Origin of the sequence: Candidatus Finniella inopinata (genome assembly GCF_004210305.1) — a bacterium.
GTDB classification, from domain to species: Bacteria; Pseudomonadota; Alphaproteobacteria; order Paracaedibacterales; family CAIULA01; genus Finniella; species Finniella inopinata_A.
On sequence record NZ_SCFB01000001.1, the window covers coordinates 139,170 to 158,651 of the forward strand.

Here is a 19,482-nt window from a genome sequence, read left to right on the forward strand (position 1 = left end):
TTTAAGACGCGGAGGCAAAGACAGGGTAGGGACTACCCTTTTCCTTTTGGAAAACTTGATAACAAAACCATAAACCCAAGATTAATGCCAAGATCATAATGGTTCCTATGGGCATAAAAGTCCCGTTATAGATATAGCCTGCTATCTGTAAATTAATTGCCGTCAAAACTAAACGACCCGACGTAACCAATGCAGAGATTTTTCCTTTTGCGTCAGGGACAGCGTCCAGACAAAGGGGGTAGAGAATATTGATAGGAAAGATGACCCCAATTGCCAACAACTGCATAGCCAATGTAATAGCCAAGGCATCATTAATCTTCCCCACAAGCAGAGCAAAAGTTGCCAGCATAAAAATGACTACCATAAACAATCCGAAAAACAAACAATTTCGTTGGCCAAACTTTTTAATAAAATAAGAACTGGAAATACTAAAGACTGAGAAGCACATGGCCATCGATCCTTGGTAAAATCCGAACATTTCCAGGCTGACTCCTAAATCTTCCATATAAAGAATGGGGGAAATACCCACAAAAAACCAATAAGGAATGAGCAAAAAGCAAACCGTTGAAATGTAATAAAGGGCTTTGGAAGATCGAAGAACAACTTGATATTCCCTCATCGAAAAGGAATTAGATTTATTATTTTTCGATGCTGGCAAAAATAGAATCCCCATGATTAAACTGATTAATCCCATGATCAACAAAACAACAAAGTTCCCTTGCCAATGAAAAGAAAGACTGACATAGCTTCCAATGACGGGGGCAAAAGCCATAGCAAACGCAATAACACCATTTAAAAAGCCCATAAGCTGCTGTTGTTTATCAACAGAGTAGATGTCTGCAATGATGACGTATGATAAAACAGCAGGGCCAGAGATGCCAATACCTTGCAGCAACCTTCCCAAAAGTAATATCCAATAAGCCGGCGCATAAACGCAACACAAACTGCCGATTGTAAAAATACTTAGACCAATAAGGATAATGGCTTTGCGACCAAACCGATCCCCCAAACTTCCCACCACAAGCGATGTTAGACAATGGGCAACCAAATTCACGCCCAGTGTTAATTCAACCATGAAAGGTGAAAGGTGAAAAACCTGCTGTAGTTCAGGGAAACTGGGCACAAACAAATCAATCTCTGCGCCGCACAATGCATACATAATGAAAATAGTAAAAAAACACATAGCTGCGAACTTTACTGCGAAGACCACACAAGCTTAGCAAGAAAATCCAGAAAAAACCTTCCCATAGACTTTTCGTAAGATGAGCACCCTATCTTGAATGATGTCAATAATATATTTTATTCAAAGGGGAAAAATTAAAGTTTTTAGTCGGTCATCCAAGCCTTTTTGAAAAAAACCAACCCGCTAGGGACAACGTAATGGATCCTATAATCAAAACCGGCCACGTATTTGCCCAGACTTCCACGAAAGACATGTTTTTAAAGAAAAGCCCTCTAATCGTCACAAGAATGTATTTCAAAGGATTAAGGCAGGTTGCTGTTTGTAACCATGAGGGCATGTTTTCAATGGGGGCTGCATAACCTGATAACGTTATGGCTGGTACCATAAAAATGAAAGTTCCCAAAATCGCCTGCTGTTGTGTTTTTGACAACGCAGAAATAAATAGCCCCACCCCAACCACAGACATCACAAAAATAAATAAGGCAAAAAGCAGCAATAAGAAGGACCCTGTAAATGGAATATGAAAAACCAATATCGCCATAGCCCACATAAAAACGCCTTCCGCCAATCCAATGATCACCGCTGGCATCATTTTCCCCAAAAGGATTTCATAGGGCATAAGGGGCGATACCAACATCTGATCGAAAGTCCCAAGTTCTCTTTCACGGGCAACAGATAAGGCGGTTACCGTTAAGGCAATTAGCATCGATAAAATGCCAACCAAAGACGGGACTGTAAACCACAGATACAAAAGATTCTCGTTAAACCAGCTTCGATCAACGATCGCCCCCTTGGGAGGCTTGTTGAACTGATGGGACTGTATTTCTTGGCCATAGCCAGCAGTCACTTGAGTTAGATATCCACTGACAATCTGGGCGCTGTTGGATCGTCTTCCATCCATGATAATTTGCAATTTTGCCTGACGACCGGATTCAATGGTTTTTGAAAAATCTTGTGGTATATGAATGCCTGCTATAGTTTTTTGCTGGTCAATATAGGGTTCAAATTCAGCAATCGTTTTGGCGAATTTTATATGTGTGAAGGTGGGCGACCCTGTGATTCTTTGGACAAGCTCGTAACCATGGCGTCCAGCATCTTGGTTGTAAATAATTACGGATACATTTTTCACCTCTAATGTAGCGGCAAAGGCAAAAATGAAAAGTTGCATCAATGGCGGGGCAATAAGGACAAGACGCCCCTTGGGATCCCTAAAAAGGCTTAAAAGCTCTTTCACAATCAGCGTTTTGATACGTTGCCAAAATAGGGTCATGCGTCTAATCTTTTCACAGTTTTTCTGGCCGTTAGAATAAAGAATACGCAACCGGTTATTGACATATACGCCATGCAACTGAGTAATAAGGGCCATATATTGCCGGCCAAAAATAATGTTTGCAGGCTGGTGACAAAATACCTGGCCGCAAATAGGTAGGTCAGGCCTTCTATCAACTTTGGCATACTTGAGATTTCATAAATAAATCCAGACAACATAAAGGTCGGCAAGAAGGCCGACATTAGGGCCATTTGGGAAGCGATGAATTGATCCTTTGCGATGGAGGAGATTAAAAGCCCTTGTCCCAAAGCAGAAAGTAGGAAAATGGAGGTAACCAAGACAAGGGCGAGAAAAGAGCCCCTGAAGGGAACCTCATACCATGCCGTTGCGATTATCCAACATAGGATCATGGAGCAAAGGCCCAGCAAAAAATACGGAATAAGTTTACCCAATAAGATTTCTGTAACTGTGACAGGTGTTGCTAACAGGGCTTCCATGGTTCCCCGCTCCCATTCTCTGGCAACCACAAGGGCTGTTAAAAGTGTGCCAATCAGGGACATGATGATGGCGATAGAACCCGGCACAAGAAAATTACGACTTTTAAGTTCAGCGTTATACCAAAATCGTGGCTCTAACGAGATGGCGGAATTAGAGATTTCAACACCCCGATCCTCCATCTGATGCGTCAACCAAATCTGCACAACCTCCCGCGCATAGTTATGCACAAAAGAGGCGATGTTTGGCTCAGACCCATCCGAAATGACTTGCAAAGGGGCGCTCTCAGATTGTTGCAATTTTTTGGCCGTAAAATTTTGAGGGATAACGACCATGCCACGCAAACGACCTGTTACCAAATCTTCTTCAAAGTCATGGCGGTCTTTGGCTGTTTTTACCTCCAAGAAAGGTGAATTGGTGAAAGCCTTGGCAAGGGATACGATGTCGGGCGTCGTGTCCTCTAATACTAGGCCAATTTTAACGCGATTGCTGTCAAGATTTACGCCGTATCCAAATATGAACAAAAGAATAAGGGGCAAGACTAAGGCGATCAAGATTGTGCTGGGGTCACGAATGATCTGCAGCGCCTCTTTTTTCATAAGGGCTTTTAGTCTTCTCATGCAGATTCTCGTTTCATGTCGGTGTTTTTGACAAGGGCGATAAAAGCATCTTCAAGGGTTGGGTTTGGCATCTCTTCTGACATGACCGACATTTTTAAATCATCAGGCGTTCCTGTTGCGATGTTTTCTCCACGATAAATCAAACCAATCCGATCACAATATTCTGCCTCGTCCATAAAATGGGTTGTCACCATCACGGTCACACCTTTTTCAACCATGGCATTGATGTGTATCCAAAATTCCCGGCTCGTTATTGGGTCAACTCCAGACGTGGGTTCGTCCAAAAACAAAACATCTGGCTGATGCATGACAGCACAGGCTAGCGCCAATCTTTGTTTATAACCAAGGGGCAGGGCGCCCACGTTCATTTTCAAATGGTTTCTGAAATCGAAAATTTCAACCATCAAGTCGATTTGCTGATTCTGGTGTGTGCCCGAAAGGCCGTAAAGGCCAGAGAAAAAACGCAGGTTTTGCAAAATGTTAAGGTTGTTATACAGGGAAAATTTTTGGGCCATGTATCCAATACGCGCGCGTGCCTGGGAGGAGGCTGTTTTCAAATCAAGGCCTGTAACATAAGGCCACCCCTTGCGTTGGTTGAAGCAGTCCACACATCATCTTGAAGGTCGTGGACTTCCCCGCACCGTTGGGCCCCAACAGCCCGAAAATCTCCCCCCGCTTGATTTGAAAGGTATTATCTTTTACAGCTGTAAAATTACCGAACATTTTTGTAAGGTTTTGCGCATCAATGACAGGCTTGCCATCGAAAGGCTTGGACGTAATCCCTTCTGCCACTTTGGAATGGCCATCAGGCCCACCACCCAGCGCATAAATAAACGCATCTTCAAACCACGGCAGAACTTGATGCCATTCGCCCTTATCAAGGGTGGGTTTGCTTTTAGCCGTTTTCTCAACAATTCTGATATGACGACCTTGAATGACGCCATCCAGCACGCCATCGTGCTTCAACACGTTGGTCAAAACACGGCGACGGTCATTTTCCTCTATGCCTCTTATTTGCCAGGTTAGGCCCTCAACGTTTTTAAGAAAGTCAGATGGCGGACCATCGTATAGTTTTTTCCCTTCATTCAGCAAAATAACGCTGTCGCACTTTTCAGCCTCATCCAGATAAGATGTTGACCATACAATAGCCATTCCATCAGACAACAGTTCTTTTACCATCTTCCAAAGTTCGCGTCTGGAAATGGGGTCAACACCAACGCTTGGTTCGTCTAACAGCAGAATTTTTGGGTCACCGATTAACGAACAGGCAAGGCCCAACTTTTGTTTCATGCCACCTGATAATTGGCCGGCCAGGCGAGACTGAAATTGTTGAAGATCTGTGAAATCCAAAAGGCGTTTGAATTTTTGCTGACGCTCTTCGTCGGTGATAAGGCGTAAATCAGCGTAAAGATTTAGATTTTCTATGACGGTTAAGTCTTCATACAGGCCAAACTTTTGCGGCATATACCCAGAAATTTCATGAATTTCTGCGGCTTGGGTTTTGGTGTCAAGTCCGTTGATGGTGATTGTTCCTTCATCAGGGTGAAGCAAGCCAACCAACAGGCGCATGAATGTTGTTTTCCCGGCGCCATCGGGGCCGACCAATCCTGTCATTTTTCCAGGGATAATTCGGGCCGACACGCAATCAAGGGCATGCTTGTCCGACCCTTTAAAACGTTTTGTCACGCCATCAATGATCCCTATAGGTATCGTCATTTTTTGATTTTCACGGTGACAGGCATTCCCTGGCGAAGGCCGTTGTTGGGGTTATCAACCACCACGCGTAAACGATAGACTAGACTGGTTCTTAATTGGGTCGTTTCTACATTTTTTGGGGTGAATTCAGCCTGTGGCGAAATGAAGCCAATTTTCGCCTGATATTCCTGACCAGAGTCGGTCAACACGACGGCCTTTTGGCCGGGATGAATTGTTCCAAGATTCGGCTCATCAATATAGATGCGCACCCAAACAGGGTTGTCCAGTGCCAACGTGTAAACGGTTGTTCCTTCGGACACGACCGATCCAGGTTCTCGGACCCGCGTTAGGATAGTCCCCTTATCGGGGGAATGCATTTCCGTGTCATTAAGGCTTATTTGTGCCTGTTCCAATTGCGCCTTTGCCGTCTCTAACTTTGCCTTGGTTGCATCGCGATTTGCAATGGCCGTATCAAAATCGCTTTCAGAGGCGGTTACTTTTTTAACAAGGGTTTTGGTTCTTTCGTAAATTTTCACAGCATTCTCATGCAAAGCTTGGGCTTCGGCCAGTTCTGCCTGACGTGCTGCCAAGGCCTTTTCATAAGGTTCCTTGTCAAGGGTTGCTAAAACCACCCCCTTTTCGACTTGATCCCCTTCCTCAAAATGCAAGGTTTTGACAAGGCCGGCGACTCGAAACCCCAGCAAAACATCGCGGATGTCCACATTGCCATAAAGGGTTAAGAAACCTTGATCATCGTGGGCTTTTCGATGTTGATTGAAACTATAACCTCCGCCTACTATTCCGGCAAACAACAGAAAAATAACAAATTTCTTTTCCATAAAGCGGGTTCTCCGTTAGGGGCATGGTGTATGTTGAAAGGTTTTGAAACTCCCCACATTTAAGCTTAACACACTATTTATTGATTTTTTGAATGGGGTGCATCCAAACAATTTGTTGTAAAAGAGGGGTCGCTTTTGGTAAAAGCTTACATAGCTTTATTTCAGCGTTAAATCATAAGACTATTCTATAAAAGGGTATTTCATTTCATGGATCAATCAACATTACAAAATGCCGCTGCTAAAACAGTTGCCGTCGGTCAAAATCTAGCCCAATCGTTGGCTGATCCTGCAGCGCCGGTCCTGCACAGCCTTAGCATGTGGGATTTGTTTTGGGGGGCAGAGCCCATCATCAAATTGGTGATGTTTGGGTTGATCGTGGCCTCTGTCTGGTCATGGACGATTATTTTCAATAAAGTTTACAGCTTGCAGCGATTGAACAAAGCGGCCGACTCTTTTGAGAAGGCATTTTGGTCAGGGGGAGCCCTTGATGATTTGTTTGATCGAATACATAATCGCATGCTTGATCCGCTGTCTGCTATTTTTTGTGCGGCCATGCGTGAATGGCGCCGATCCATTGCCAAGGGAATGACGCGCACAACAGAAATACGCGGAACGGTGGAACAACGTATCGACCGGGTTATGCAAGTCACATTGAATCGTGAGATTCAGCAACTGGAACGCCATATGGGGTTTTTGGCGTCTTTGGGGTCCAATGCGGTGATCATCGGTTTGTTTGGAACGGTCTTGGGTATCATGAACAGCTTTGGCAACATCGTTGGACAACAAAGCGCCAGTCTGGCCGTTGTGGCCCCCAGCATGGCCGAAGCGCTTTTCGCGACAGCTATTGGATTGATTGCAGCCATACCTGCAGCCATTGCCTATAACAAATTATCAAGTGATGTGAATCGTTATGAAAATCGCCTGGATGCATTTGCCAGCGAGTTCGGTGCTATTATATCCCGTCAATTGGAAGAAGCAGTTTAATGGCCGGTTCATCCTCCCACACACCTCGCCGTTCTGGCCCCAAACGCCGCCGAACGTTTCGCCCCAACACGGACATCAACATCACCCCCCTTGTGGATGTGATGTTGGTTCTGGTTGTGATTTTTATGGTCACAGCGCCGATGATGACGGTGGGGGTACCTGTTGATCTGCCAAAAACCCAGGCTGCCCAAATGAATGACCAGGTTGAACCCTTGGTTGTTTCTGTGGATGCCCAAGGGCATATTTTCTTGCAAGAAACGGAAATGCCGGTGGAGGTTTTGATCACGCGCCTTCAAGCTATTACAGGCAATAATCCTGATGCCAGAGTTTATATTCGGGGCGATAAAAAATTAGCCTATGGTCAGATTATGGAGATTATGGGTTCCATTTCATCAGCCGGTTTTTCGAAAGTATCTTTGATTGCTGAAATGCCCACGCCAGCCCCGACGAATAAGATGACAAAGAATCCATTGCCAGTTGGAACAAAACCGCTGGCAGCATCAAGGCCGTCTCAACTTCCACCCAAAGCATGAGTTAGAGCATGATGAGAAACTTTGTCATTGCATCTTTAATCCTCCATGCAGCGGTTGTTCTGCTTTTTTGCATTGGGATTGGTAACCCTTTTCAGAAAACATTAAAAGATCAGCAACCGCTTTTGATTGATTTCGTTAATATTGCCGAAAAATCAGCGGCCCCTAAATTGTCGCCTCAACAGAAAATTGAACCCGTTAAACCAAAACCTCAACCTGAGCCAGAGGTTAAACCTGAACCCAAGCCAGAACCGGAACCTGTTTCAAAACCTCAAGAGGCTGAAAAACCAAAACCTCAGGAACAAAAACCACCGGAGCCAGAAAAGGTGGAAGAGCCAGTTAAGCCAGAAAGTATTCCTGTAAAGAAAAAAGAGCCCCCAAAAAAGAAAGAAGAAAAGAAGCCAGATCCTAAAAAATCAGACTCTAAAAAAACAGAAAACCCAAAACCAAAAGAGATAAAGAACCATAAGGCTGAAGTGAATTTGAAAAAAGATAAGGTTGTATCAAAGCCTGATAAGGATAAAAAGACCGATCCTAAGGCAAAAAAACAACTGAAAGCTTCCCTTGATGATTTGTTAAAAGATGTCGATAAAGACAGTGATGAATCGCAAGGGGACGATGGAGCGCCGGCGGAGACGATTGGCGATACGGTCACAGCATCAGAGATTGATGCATTGCGCCAACATATGCGCAAATGTTGGGTGGTTCCGGCTGGCATCAAGGGGGCCAAGGACATGGCTGTTGATATTAAAATGGAGTTAAGCAAGGATGGCACCGTGATTAAAGCTGACATTGTTGATAAAAGTCGTATGGCTCGTGACAGTGCCTTTCGAACGGCGGCAGAAAGTGCGAAACGGGCCGCGTTAGACCCGCAGTGCAGCCCATTACCCTTGCCACCTGGAAAATATGATCAATGGAAGAATTTAGAATTTAGCTTTAACCCAAAGGATATGTATTAAAGTGCGTTCAATGATTAAAATTGTCGTTTTGTGGGGCTTTGCAGCGTTGTGTTTGAATACAACTCAGGCCCTGAAAGTTGAAATTACGCAAGGATTGGTTCGTCCTGACCCTATTGCCATTACAAATTTTCACAGTGATGACACGTCCTTAAGCAAGCTGGGTGAAAATATCTCAGGCGTTGTTAAGGCAGATCTTGAGCGATCTGGTTTGTTTGAAGCCATTACCAGAGATGCCTTTATTCAAACAGAGGAATCGTTGGCAGTTGGACTTCCGCGTTTTGACGATTGGCGATTGATTAAATCGCGGTTTTTGGTGTGTGGAACCATAAAGGATGGGGGTGGTGAGGGGGTTGTTATTCATTTCCGCCTTTACGATGTCATCACAGGACAGCAAATGTTGGCGTTAAGCCTGACAGGGAATCACTTAAATTGGCGAAAAATTGCCCACATTGTGGCTGACCAAATTTTCAGTCGCGTGACGAATGAGAAGGGTTTTTTCAATACGCAAATGGTCTATGTGGAAACCATGGGTCTTAGAGGGAAAAACATCAAAAAGCGCCTTATGCGTATGGATCAGGACGGTGAAAATGTTGAGACATTAACCGATGGAAAAGATTTGGTTTTGATGCCACGGTATTCGCCCGATGGCAAACTGATTGCCTATTTAAGGTACGTCGGTAAAAGCGCGCAGGTTCATATTACTGACGCAGCAACAGGTAAAACCTCGCCCTATGGTGATTTGAATAAGTTACTAAAGGGGTTTGGTGAAATGACGTTTGCTCCGCGTTTTATGCCTGATTCCAAAACTCTGGTTATGAGTTTGGTAAAGGGCGGCAAAAGTGCCATCTATCGCTTTGACTTAACAACGAAAACATTGACGCCACTCACGCCCCACCGGTCTATTGACACATCGCCTTGTCCCTCACCTGATGGTAAGCATATTGTGTTTACCTCTGACCGGGATCGCGAAGGTGGTGAACAAATTTACGTTATGGACAGTGACGGCGGTAACGTGCGTCGCATCAGCTTTGGTGAGGGAAAGTATTCCCAACCTGTTTGGTCACCACGGGGGGACTTGATTGTGTTTACCAAGCAGAGGGGACAGTTTTATATTGGGTTGATGCAACCGGATGGAACTGAGGAGCGATTGATTGCCCAGGGCTATTTGGTGGAAGCACCTGATTGGGCCCCCAATGGACGGTATTTGATTTTCACTCAAGAGGAAAGACGATCGAACAAGGGACAGATTCGAATGGTTGATTTGACTGGCCACCATCAAAGAACTGTTAAAACCAGCCGGGATTCGGCTGACTGTACCTGGTCCCCGTTGTTGAATTAGGAAATAAACATGACTGAACATAAAGCTGAATTTGATTCCTATAGCCAAGACTATAAAAACCTTGTTAACCAATCTGTGAATTTTTCAGGGTTAACGGTTGATTTCTTTACGAAAGGTAAAGCAAATTTTTTGAATGCGTTTTTAGAGAATGAGCAAGATTATAAAATACTAGATATTGGCTGTGGAACCGGCGAGATACATGCCTTTTTGCGAAACGATCAAAGCAACATTACTGGTGTTGATGTCTCCGCAGAAAGCCTGAAAATAGCGCGAATTAATAACCCTAATAATAAATATATTTCTTACGACGGATATAATCTGCCTTTTGAGGACAATACATTTGACATGGCCTTGACCATTTGCGTTATGCATCACGTTTCTCCTTTGCAGTGGCAGCACTTTGTTAATGAAATGGTGCGCGTCGTAAAGCCACAAGGTCGGGTATTTATCTTTGAACACAACCCTTATAATCCCTTAACACGCTTGGCTGTAAATCGATGTCCCTTTGATAAAGATGCCGTCTTATTGCGATCAAAAAAAGTTGAATGTTTATTGAATGAAACCAATCTTATCACCTGTAAAAGTGATTTTATTTTCTTCACCCCCTTTAAGCATTCATTGTTTCAAAAACTCGATAAGTTATTGTCTTGGCTGCCCTTAGGGGCCCAATATTGCACGCACGGCAGAAAGAAAGGTAGCTAATGGACCGTATAATTTTAGTAACCGGGGGCGCTGGCTATATTGGTAGTCATGTTTGCTGTTACTTAAAACAACAAGGCTGGAATCCGGTTTGCTTTGATAATTTTTCAACGGGCCATGAATGGGCTGTCAAGTATGGTCCCTTGGTTAAAGGGGATCTTTTAAACCCCCATGATATTTACGAAGCCATCCAAGAGCATAAGCCCCTGGCAGTGATGCATTTGGCGTCATTTATTCAGGTGGGGGAATCGGTCAAAGATCCTTTGAAATATTACCAAAATAATGTGACTGGCATGATTAACCTGTTGAACGCTATGAGGGAAGGGCATGTTCCTTACATGATCTTCTCTAGTTCAGCGGCCGTTTATGGTAACCCGGAATATACCCCTATTGATGAAAAGAACCCTTGTCATCCCATTAACCCTTATGGCCATAGCAAACTGATGATTGAACAGATACTAAAGGATTGTGCCCAGGCTTACGGGATTCGGTCCATTAGTTTGCGGTATTTCAACGCAGCCGGCGCTGCCCCTGAAGAAGGGTTAGGCGAAGCCCATGAACCTGAATCTCATCTCATCCCCTTAATGATTCAAGCAGCCCAGAAGGGGACGTTCTTGAAAGTATTTGGTAATGATTATGAAACGCGCGATGGGACATGCCTGCGTGATTACATTCATATTCTTGATCTGGCGGATGCTCACTTGAAAGCCCTGGAATACTTACAAAAAGGGGGAGAGACGGCGTCTCTTAATTTAGGGAGTGGCCATGGGACGACGAATTTAGAAATGATTCAGCTTTTGGAAAAATTGTTTGGAGCTAGGGTTCCGTTTGAATATGGTAATAGACGCGAGGGTGATCCAGCTGAATTGGTCAGCAGCTATGATAAAGCGAAAGAGATTTTGGGGTGGAACCCCACTCGGCCAATTGAACAAATTTTAAATGATGCCTGGAAATGGAGTGAAAAATAAGCTTATGGCTAAAAATTTATGTAATGCCTTTTTAAGTACCATTTTTTTTCTTATCCTGCTTACTTTCTATTTAAGTTTGGTTGTTTATCTAGATAACACCAACATTGCTACTGGTAACGGTTTGTATAAGGCAGTTGACGTTTTGGGGTGGGAAAAAGGGACCCGCTTCGTTGTTGACAGTGGGGGATTACTGTATGCATTCGGTATGGGTATGTTAGCAAAGCTGATACCCGACCAATGGGTTACTTTTTACGGGGTGGTAACTAATTTCATCAGCTATCGAAAGCTGGCTTTGATACACAGCATTTTCGGGGCGTTGGCTAGTACCTCCATTTTGATTTTTGCCTATCAGATAACCCGCGATCGCCTTTTATCAACCAGCATTGCGTTGTTGCACGCCGTCTCAGCCTTTATCTTGGTCAACAGCATTACATCTGAAGATATCATGCCAGGCTACTTTTTCTTTTGCCTTAGCTTCTTGTTCTTCTACCAGGCAATAATAACTGATTCCAAACGCCTTTATTTGACATTAACAACATTCAGCGTGCTAGGGGCGATGTTTCTCCATTGGACCTTATTCCCGCCCATAATTTGTACATATGGATTGGTGGGGTTGTGGCTTTGTTTTAAAGAGAAAGGATATATCAGGCTTTTTGTTGAACAACTGTTCCTATTTTCGGGTCTGATCGGACTTTTTGTTCTTTCATCTAATTTTCTTGTTGCGAGCCATTTTAAATCTAAACTTCGTTTTTTCGATCTTCTTTTCCCGAATAAAGCGGGTCCCGGTTCGTGGGTGGGATTTTGTTGGCATAAGTTTGAAAGTTTATACTTGGGCGTTGGAAATTTTTTGGTGGGGGGACAGAATGTGGCTACTTTTTCGGGTGTCTCTGGCCACACCATCATTCGCACAGTTTTTTCCTGGGCTTTGACATTTCTTTGTTTAGGCGTTTCTATTCATATCCTCAGGAAGGATACCTTTGAAAAATATAAAATCTTAGCCTCCATGGGGCTAGGCGTGTTTATCTTTGGACAGCTTCAGAACATGTATGGTCAACCTCAAGATCCTCAATTTCAAATTCAACCAATGTTTATCGTGACGGTTAGTTTGATTCTTTTGTCTTTAGGCCAAAAATGGAAAGTAGCCTTGAGAGTAGCCCTACCCATATTAGTCGTTTTAGTGGGGTTTGATAATGTTCTGGCCTTTAAGCAATCTAAAGGTGCTGACAGCCAGGCCGTCAAAGGATTCAAAGAGTTTCGAGAGCTTTTCCCAAAAGAAAAGACCAAAATTGTTCATTTAGCTTATGAAGGATGGTCACCTTGGTTAATGATTTTCGATTACCAAGGAGATTTCACAATTTATTTAGAGGACGTATCTTGTCTTAATACGCCCTTTCAATTTTCTCCGGGCATTTGTGTAAAACAAGCGGCAGATCAAATTATGCAGGAAATAAATTCGGCTATGGAACGGGGAAAACGAGTGATCGCAACCACACCTTGGATTGAACCTGACTATATGGATGCCTTGCAGTCTCAAAATTTGACTAAGCAGCAAGTTAATGAGTTAAAAGAAATATTGCTCAGCCACTATAAAATAAAGAAAACTCATACTTTGTTGTGGGGCCAGTTTGCCGAGATAGAAAGGAAATAGGGATTTATGGATAAGGCCAAATATTCTTTTGTGATTCCCATTTTTAACGAAGAAAAAGTTCTGCATAAGCTGTTCGAACGTCTAGAGGACACCCTTGGTAAGTTGGATGGTTCAGCAGAAATAATATCGGTTGATGATGGCAGTTCGGATAACAGCTATGAACTGTTGCAACAACAATTTCAAAAAGATAGCCGTTTTAAAGTTTTGAAATTTTCCAGGAATTTTGGTCACCAAAATGCGGTAACGGCCGGTCTTGATCAGGCTGATGGGGAAGCGGTCATTATTATGGATGCTGATTTGCAAGACCCCCCCGAAGTTGTTTTTGATTTAATTAAACAATGGCAAGCTGGATTTGATGTTGTACACGCCGTTCGCCAAAGCCGACAAGGAGAAACCTGGTTCAAACTAGCGACAGCGAACCTTTTTTATCGTTTTCTTGAAAAAATCACCGAGACAAAAATTGTACGGAACGCAGGGGATTTTCGCTTGATGGATCGTAAAGTTGTTGAAGCCTTTCGCCAGTTGAGAGAACAGCACCGTTTTTTACGCGGATTATCATGCTGGGTGGGTTTTAAGCAGGGGTGTGTTCTGTACGAGCGTCATGCGCGTTTTGCTGGAGAAACAAAGTATCCTTTAAGAAAAATGTTAAAATTGGCCGTTAATGCGATTACGTCTTTTTCAGATTGGCCCTTGCGATTATCTTTTTTGGTTGGATCAGTGATTTCTGTTTTATCGATGCTAGCGATCATGGGGATTATTACAGCTAAATTGTTTACGGATTTCTTTATTCCTGGGTGGACATCAGTTGTCGTCATTTTGACCTTCTTTAATGGTATTATCATGATGATGCTGGGGTTAATGGGCGTGTATATCGGAAAGATTTTTCAGGAAATAAAAGGGCGCCCTTTGTATATTGTTGAAACAAAACATGGATTGTAGGCCCTTTTAATGCGGAAGCCGGAACAACGAACCTTCTAATTCTCGATCGATTGCGCCTGCTGCCATTTTAGCCTAGAGTGAATCCAAATTCAGCGTTATAAAAGTAAGATTTTTTGTCCACAGATCATAATGCATCCGCTAACAATCGCAGCTTATGGGGCATCGCTTGGATGAGCCTTTGCTGGACCACGGCTTCAATGATGGTCTTTACACTGCTTCCAACCTTTTTGTGTGATGTATTGGGGGCCAGCAAGACAGCCTTGGGCCTGATTGAAGGCATGGCTGTCTTCTGTGCTTTTGCTGCAAAAGTTGGCTCTGGAATCCTAAGTGATTATTGGAAAAGCCGTAAGCCTCTTATTATGTGGGGGACGTTTTTCAGCATCTTGGTAAAAGTTTTGTTTGCCCTGGCTAGCAGCGTTACGTGGGTTTTTGTGGCTCGGTCTGTTGACCGATTGAGCAAGGGTATTCGTTCTGCACCAACGGACGCGCTTATCGCGGATTTATCGCCCCGTGATCAACAGGGAAGAAGCTATGGTCTGCGCTATAGCCTTTATGCCCTGGGCGCAGTTTTAGGGGGCTGTATTGCAGCCTTAACAATGCGTCTATCCAATGACAACTACAGGTTGGTTTTTTGGTTATCGACGATCCCTGCGGCTATCGCCTTCATTGTACTATGGGTTGTTGTGAAGGCGCCTGCTTTATCGGCCCCTGGGGCGCCTTCTAAAAAGTGGCAATGGCGGCAGGCCTATGATATGCCGATGATTTTTTGGCAACTGTTGGGCGTATCCTTTTTATTAATGTTGGCTCGGTTTAGTGAAGCCTTTTTGACCTTACGCGCCAAGGATTTAGGGTGGTCGTTGGCTATGCTGCCCTTGCTGATGGTGGGGTATGACCTGATCAATGCCGGCGTCGCTTTGCCGATTGGAAAACTTGCCGACAGGTACGACAGAAAAACATTATTGCTGTTCGGGATTGTCGTTTTGGCAGGGGTTAACGTTCTTATCCTAACTTGGCATAGTGCCTGGGGAATGGCCTTTGCCATGTTATTTGCCGGCCTTCATATGGGTATGACTCAAGGCTTAATAGCCACCCTGGTGGCAGAAAACACCTTGAAGGACCTAAGAGGAACCGCGTTTGCGTTATATTATTTGACCAGCGGCATTGCTGTGCTAATTGGGAACTATATTGCGGGTTTTTTAGCCGATTATCATGGCAACACGGTGGCTTCGTTCGGGGGCGGGTTGCTGTTTAGTACCCTGTCCGCCCTTTATTTGTTTTGGGTTATCAGAAATCAAAAAAGATCCCGAACGACTTCTTAACTCGGTAAGGGGATGAACTCAACAGCATCACCTGGTACTCTGGGGAAGTTGCCATTAGCCCAGTCCATTTTTGCTTTCTCCAGTCGTTCTTTTGAACTTGAAACAAAATTCCAATCGATAAAGGCCTTCCAGCCTTTAACCCTCCATTTTTCCGACACGTATAGATCTCTACTATAATTCTTTTATTTTTAGACTTCTCTTGTTTATATAAGTGTTTAGGGCAATATGATTAGTATATCCAAGTACTTTTGCCATCTTCCTCATAGAGAGTCCATATCCCAAAAGTTCTTTGATTTTTTCTATGTCCTTATCAAACTTGCTTTTTTGAATGGTCCCCTTTGGCTTCCCCAAAATCTGCCCGCCTCTTTTTTTACAGGCTAGGGCATCTTTTGTTCTTAGGCTGATCAAATCTCTTTCTAATTCTGAGAACAAAGAGAACAGCGTCAACGTGACTTTTGAATTCATGTCCTGTTGGCTGATATCTAAATTTTGTTTCAGAATAATGACCCGAATGTTTTGGTGAAGCAGCGCATTGACCAATGAAATAACTTCTGTTGTGCTTCGACCCAGCCTGCTCAGTTCCGTCACCATCAGGGTATCTGTTTCATTGAGCTTTTCCAAAAGTTCGTCGATGCGTCGTTGCTTACTTGTTTTACGAGAAGAGATGGTAATTTCAACAAACTCATCAATGGACAAGGATTTTTTCCTGGCAAATTCAAGTAGGGATAATTTTTGATGATTCAGGTCCTGTTTGTCAGTAGAAGCTCGTAAATAAGCGACGATTTTGCTCATAAAATAGACCTGTTAAGCGTTAACGTCATTTTAGATAAAAAACAATCCAATTTGTATTCCTCTTTTAATGTGTTTTAATGGCCCATTACGAAGGCCCTCTAACGGCCGTTATGAAACAACCAAAGTAGAGGACTTTTAATGGAATATATAGACAAAAGACTTTCCGTTTTATCCGAGTTAGAAGAATTTGCCTTTTATGGCTTTCCGGACTTTAACGATGAATAGCGTTCAACCTATTTTGCCTTCGAAGACAAAGAGTGGGAGCTGGTTTCAAAATGCTCATCTCTGCACGCCAAGGTGGCCTGTGCTCTCCAAATCGGTTATTTCAAGGCCAAGAAAATTTTCTTTCGGTTCTCCCTTCACAAAATTCCAAAAGAGGATCTCGACTTTATTTTGTCACGATATTTTACAGAACAATCCCTTAAAACATTCCAGATTACAAAATACGAATACTATTTCCAGCGAGACGCCATCAGCCAACTATTTGAGTATAAACTTTGGTCCAACGAGTTTTCACTCCAGCTTTACAATCGTGCCAAAATAAGTGTTAAACGCGATATCAGCCCTCATTTTATTGCCTACGAGCTTTTGGATTTTTTGCAGACCCAAAAGATCGTGCGGCCGGGATATTCGACGCTTCAAAAAGTTATAAGTCAAACGCTGACGGAAGAGAGAATCCGCCTTAAATCTTGTTTGCAGCAGCATCTTACAGACTCTCATAGAGAAAGCCTGAATCAACTGATTAAAAAGGAAAACACCCTGTCGGAACTGGCTGCCCTCAAGCAAGACGCCAAAAACTTTAAACTTTCTATGATGCGTCTTGAAATCAAGAAACATGACACCCTGAAACCCTTGCACGCTGTAGCCCAAGCGATTCTGCCCCATCTGGACATTTCCCAGCAAAACATTACCTACTATGCCAGTTTGATCCATCACTACACGATCTACGAATTAGAACAGTTTGATATTGAGCAAACCTACCTCTACCTTTTGTGCTATATCCTGAGACGCCACCAACAAATCAACGACAACCTGGTAGAATCTCTGGATTTCAACGTCAAAAAACTGGAAAAAGAAATAAAAGAAAAGGCAAAGAACCAGGCAGCACAAGACCAAGGAAACCATGATAAACAGGTTGGCCAACTGATACTTTTATATGTTGATGATGGGGTAAACAAGGACGTCATCCATCAAAAAGCCTTTAAAATTTTGCCAAAGGAATCGATTCGTACCATTGGCGAAAAATTGGTAAAAAAACAAAACCGTAAGCAAGATCCCAAATGGAAGGAAAGGGATAAAGCGGCCCTTCAGTATGTTCATAACCTTCGCCCCCTATTCATGAAAATTGATTTTGAAAGCTCTATTTCCGACAATCCTTTGTTGAAAGCGATGCAGTGGATGAAGGAAGTTTTCACAAAGAAACAATCCCTGGCCCAACAGCCTTTTAGTGCCTTTCCGCGTGGGTTGATTTCAAAACGCCTCGAACCGTATCTGATGACGACTGACGATAAGGAGAACTCCACTATGTTGGCCAACCGTTTTGAAATGCTTGTTTACCAACAACTTTCCAAACAGATGGAAACGGGGGCCCTCTTCGTTAAAGACAGCATCCGTCACCGACCTTTTGCTGATGACCTGGTGTCTTTAAAAGATAAAAAGAAAATACTAAAAGACCTGGATATCCCTTGGATGAGAATCCCAGTTAAGAAACAATTGACTTCACTTTTTAAAGAGCTGCAGACACTTTTGCTTGAGTTCGATAATAAACTCAAAAAGGGCGAAATCAAACACCTAAAGTACAACGCCGTTACGAAAAAAGTGCTGTGGGTCAAGCCAAAATTTGTTGCTGAAGAAAACACAACCGAAACGAAAACTTTTTACAAAAATCTCCCCGTTTTGGACATTGCCGATATCTTACGGTTCGCCCATGAAAGAACAGGTTTTTTGTCAGACTTTATCCCTTTACAACAGCGCTATAACAAAAAAGATCTTAATATCGACGACCTTATTGCGGTGATTCTTTCCCAGGGTTTGGGCATAGGAAACCACAAAATGGCCCAAACCAGTGACGTTTCTTACGCCATTCTTGAAGACAATTATCAGCAATATCTGCGTTTAGGAACCCTTCGAAATAGCAACATGAGACTTGTGAATGCAGCTTCTACTCTCGACATTTTTTCTCATTATACATTTGATAATCTCCAAGCCCTTTTTGGAGCCCTCGATGGACAGAAGTTTGAAGCCATGACGCCGACAGCCAAAGCCCGCCATTCCCGAAAGTATTTTGCCAAAGGGCGGGGCGTTGTCGCCTATACCTTGTTGTCCAACCACATTCCTATCCAATCGGAAGTGATTGGGGCCCACGAGCATGAAAGCTCTTTTGTTTTTGATATCTGGTACAAAAACACATCGCTCCTTACTCCAACTATCCTAACAGGAGACATGCACAGCAGAAATAAAGCCAATTTTTCCATTTTGCATTGGTTTGGCGCGGATTTTAGACCCAGTTTGAAAAACCTGAAAGCTGAATTAACAAACATTTATGCGCCTAAAGAAGTCTCACGTTACAAAAAGTTTATAGTGCAACCGACAGGGCAAATTGATAAACAGCTGATCCTAGATGAAAAAGACAACATCGACCAAATCGTGGCCACACTGGCTTTAAAAGAAATGAGTCAAAGCACCTTGATCAAAAAATTATGTGCGTTGCCGTCCTCCAATAAAACACGCCAAGCTGTGTTTGAATTTAACAAGCTGATACAAAGCATCTACACCTTAAAATGCATTTTGAATCCTCAGATTTTAGTTGATGTGCACCGGTCACAAAATCGCATCGAATCATATCACACCTTACGCGCTGCCATTGCAAAAGCAGGAGGTCGAAAAGCCCTGCTTGGACAAACGGATATTGAGATGGAGATCAGCAATCAATGCGGTCGGCTAATCGCCTTGGCCATCATTTACTATAATATGTGCCTCCATTCCTGTTACTTGAACAAGCATCCAGGCCAAAAGGCTTTAAAATTTCTCAAAAAGTCATCATCCGTTGCTTGGCAACACGTTCATTTTACGGGTCATTTTACTTTCTACGGCACTATAAACAAAATTGATATCAACAAAATTATTGAAGATATTGAGTTCTAAATTTATAATAATTCATACTATACGTGTCGGAAAAATGGAGGGTTAAAGGCTGGAAGGCC

General features: G+C 43.2%; 14 protein-coding genes and 3 pseudogenes. 10 read left to right on the forward strand and 7 right to left on the reverse strand.

The window, feature by feature from the left end:
• Window position 1: 1 nt before the first annotated feature.
• The 5 genes and pseudogenes from EQU50_RS00730 to EQU50_RS00750 all read right to left on the reverse strand — a co-directional run bounded on the left by EQU50_RS00730 (window position 2) and on the right by EQU50_RS00750 (window position 6,102).
• Window positions 2-1,183: an MFS transporter gene (locus EQU50_RS00730; protein ID WP_130153253.1), complete on the reverse strand. Its 1,182-nt coding sequence runs from the start codon at window positions 1,181-1,183 to the stop codon at window positions 2-4.
• Window positions 1,184-1,334: 151 nt separating this feature from the next.
• Entirely contained in the window at window positions 1,335-2,453 is a 1,119-nt protein-coding gene (locus EQU50_RS00735; RefSeq protein WP_130153254.1) for an ABC transporter permease, read from the reverse strand.
• Complete coding sequence (locus tag EQU50_RS00740) at window positions 2,450-3,568, reverse strand: ABC transporter permease (RefSeq protein ID WP_130153255.1); 1,119 nt, start codon at window positions 3,566-3,568, stop codon at window positions 2,450-2,452. Before EQU50_RS00740 ends, EQU50_RS00735 begins: the two co-directional genes overlap by 4 nt.
• Window positions 3,565-5,284, reverse strand: a pseudogene (locus EQU50_RS08555) (ATP-binding cassette domain-containing protein). Before EQU50_RS08555 ends, EQU50_RS00740 begins: the two are co-directional and overlap by 4 nt.
• Window positions 5,281-6,102, reverse strand: a complete 822-nt coding sequence (locus EQU50_RS00750; RefSeq protein ID WP_130153256.1) for an efflux RND transporter periplasmic adaptor subunit — start codon at window positions 6,100-6,102, stop codon at window positions 5,281-5,283. Before EQU50_RS00750 ends, EQU50_RS08555 begins: the two are co-directional and overlap by 4 nt.
• Window positions 6,103-6,309: 207 nt before the next feature.
• Between EQU50_RS00750 and tolQ the strand changes: the two genes are divergently transcribed.
• The 9 genes from tolQ to EQU50_RS00795 all read left to right on the forward strand — a co-directional run bounded on the left by tolQ (window position 6,310) and on the right by EQU50_RS00795 (window position 15,487).
• The gene (gene tolQ, locus EQU50_RS00755) at window positions 6,310-7,086 is read left to right on the forward strand and encodes a protein TolQ (RefSeq protein ID WP_207216271.1); all 777 of its coding nucleotides are present in this window, start codon (window positions 6,310-6,312) and stop codon (window positions 7,084-7,086) included.
• Window positions 7,086-7,619 (forward strand): protein TolR, encoded by a 534-nt coding sequence (tolR, locus tag EQU50_RS00760; RefSeq protein ID WP_130153257.1) that lies wholly within the window; start codon window positions 7,086-7,088, stop codon window positions 7,617-7,619. The genes tolQ and tolR overlap by 1 nt, the downstream gene beginning before the upstream one ends.
• 8 nt (window positions 7,620-7,627) lie before the next feature.
• A complete protein-coding gene (locus EQU50_RS00765; protein WP_130153258.1) occupies window positions 7,628-8,575 on the forward strand; it encodes an energy transducer TonB in 948 nt (315 codons plus the stop codon).
• Window positions 8,576-8,585: 10 nt separating this feature from the next.
• Window positions 8,586-9,914, forward strand: a complete 1,329-nt coding sequence (tolB, locus tag EQU50_RS00770; RefSeq protein ID WP_130153259.1) for a Tol-Pal system beta propeller repeat protein TolB — start codon at window positions 8,586-8,588, stop codon at window positions 9,912-9,914.
• Window positions 9,915-9,923: 9 nt separating this feature from the next.
• Window positions 9,924-10,616: a class I SAM-dependent methyltransferase gene (locus EQU50_RS00775; protein ID WP_130153260.1), complete on the forward strand. Its 693-nt coding sequence runs from the start codon at window positions 9,924-9,926 to the stop codon at window positions 10,614-10,616.
• Window positions 10,616-11,581, forward strand: a complete 966-nt coding sequence (gene galE, locus EQU50_RS00780; protein ID WP_130153261.1) for a UDP-glucose 4-epimerase GalE — start codon at window positions 10,616-10,618, stop codon at window positions 11,579-11,581. Before EQU50_RS00775 ends, galE begins: the two co-directional genes overlap by 1 nt.
• 4 nt (window positions 11,582-11,585) lie before the next feature.
• The gene (locus EQU50_RS00785) at window positions 11,586-13,229 is read left to right on the forward strand and encodes a hypothetical protein (protein ID WP_130153262.1); all 1,644 of its coding nucleotides are present in this window, start codon (window positions 11,586-11,588) and stop codon (window positions 13,227-13,229) included.
• 6 nt (window positions 13,230-13,235) lie between these two features.
• Window positions 13,236-14,168 carry a glycosyltransferase family 2 protein gene (locus tag EQU50_RS00790; RefSeq protein ID WP_130153263.1) on the forward strand — a complete coding sequence of 311 codons (933 nt, stop codon included), beginning with the start codon at window positions 13,236-13,238 and terminating at the stop codon, window positions 14,166-14,168.
• A 113-nt stretch (window positions 14,169-14,281) separates the two neighbouring features.
• Window positions 14,282-15,487, forward strand: coding sequence for an MFS transporter (locus EQU50_RS00795; RefSeq protein ID WP_130153264.1), 1,206 nt, complete (start codon window positions 14,282-14,284; stop codon window positions 15,485-15,487).
• On the opposite strand, the pseudogene EQU50_RS08610 reads toward EQU50_RS00795, so the two are convergent.
• Window positions 15,484-15,606: pseudogene (locus EQU50_RS08610) on the reverse strand (pirin-like C-terminal cupin domain-containing protein); the annotation flags it as partial. The gene EQU50_RS00795 and the pseudogene EQU50_RS08610 overlap by 4 nt on opposite strands.
• A 52-nt stretch (window positions 15,607-15,658) precedes the next feature.
• Window positions 15,659-16,279: a recombinase family protein gene (locus EQU50_RS00805; RefSeq protein WP_130153266.1), complete on the reverse strand. Its 621-nt coding sequence runs from the start codon at window positions 16,277-16,279 to the stop codon at window positions 15,659-15,661.
• Window positions 16,280-16,519: 240 nt separating this feature from the next.
• Between EQU50_RS00805 and EQU50_RS00810 the strand changes: the two are divergent.
• Window positions 16,520-19,423 (forward strand): annotated as a pseudogene (locus tag EQU50_RS00810) (Tn3 family transposase); the annotation flags it as partial.
• Between the last annotated feature and the right edge of the window lie 59 nt (window positions 19,424-19,482).

What these genes read in the sequence shown, in the direction of transcription:
- EQU50_RS00740 (WP_130153255.1), bottom strand. Translation starts at nt 3,568, where the DNA reads ATGAGAAGACTAAAAGCCCTTATGAAAAAAGAGGCGCTGCAGATCATT.
- tolQ (WP_207216271.1), top strand. Translation starts at nt 6,310, where the DNA reads ATGGATCAATCAACATTACAAAATGCCGCTGCTAAAACAGTTGCCGTC.
- EQU50_RS00765 (WP_130153258.1), top strand. Translation starts at nt 7,628, where the DNA reads ATGATGAGAAACTTTGTCATTGCATCTTTAATCCTCCATGCAGCGGTT.
- EQU50_RS00730 (WP_130153253.1), bottom strand. Translation starts at nt 1,183, where the DNA reads ATGTGTTTTTTTACTATTTTCATTATGTATGCATTGTGCGGCGCAGAG.
- EQU50_RS00750 (WP_130153256.1), bottom strand. Translation starts at nt 6,102, where the DNA reads ATGGAAAAGAAATTTGTTATTTTTCTGTTGTTTGCCGGAATAGTAGGC.
- EQU50_RS00790 (WP_130153263.1), top strand. Translation starts at nt 13,236, where the DNA reads ATGGATAAGGCCAAATATTCTTTTGTGATTCCCATTTTTAACGAAGAA.
- EQU50_RS00735 (WP_130153254.1), bottom strand. Translation starts at nt 2,453, where the DNA reads ATGACCCTATTTTGGCAACGTATCAAAACGCTGATTGTGAAAGAGCTT.
- EQU50_RS00805 (WP_130153266.1), bottom strand. Translation starts at nt 16,279, where the DNA reads ATGAGCAAAATCGTCGCTTATTTACGAGCTTCTACTGACAAACAGGAC.
- EQU50_RS00775 (WP_130153260.1), top strand. Translation starts at nt 9,924, where the DNA reads ATGACTGAACATAAAGCTGAATTTGATTCCTATAGCCAAGACTATAAA.
- tolR (WP_130153257.1), top strand. Translation starts at nt 7,086, where the DNA reads ATGGCCGGTTCATCCTCCCACACACCTCGCCGTTCTGGCCCCAAACGC.
- galE (WP_130153261.1), top strand. Translation starts at nt 10,616, where the DNA reads ATGGACCGTATAATTTTAGTAACCGGGGGCGCTGGCTATATTGGTAGT.
- EQU50_RS00785 (WP_130153262.1), top strand. Translation starts at nt 11,586, where the DNA reads ATGGCTAAAAATTTATGTAATGCCTTTTTAAGTACCATTTTTTTTCTT.
- tolB (WP_130153259.1), top strand. Translation starts at nt 8,586, where the DNA reads ATGATTAAAATTGTCGTTTTGTGGGGCTTTGCAGCGTTGTGTTTGAAT.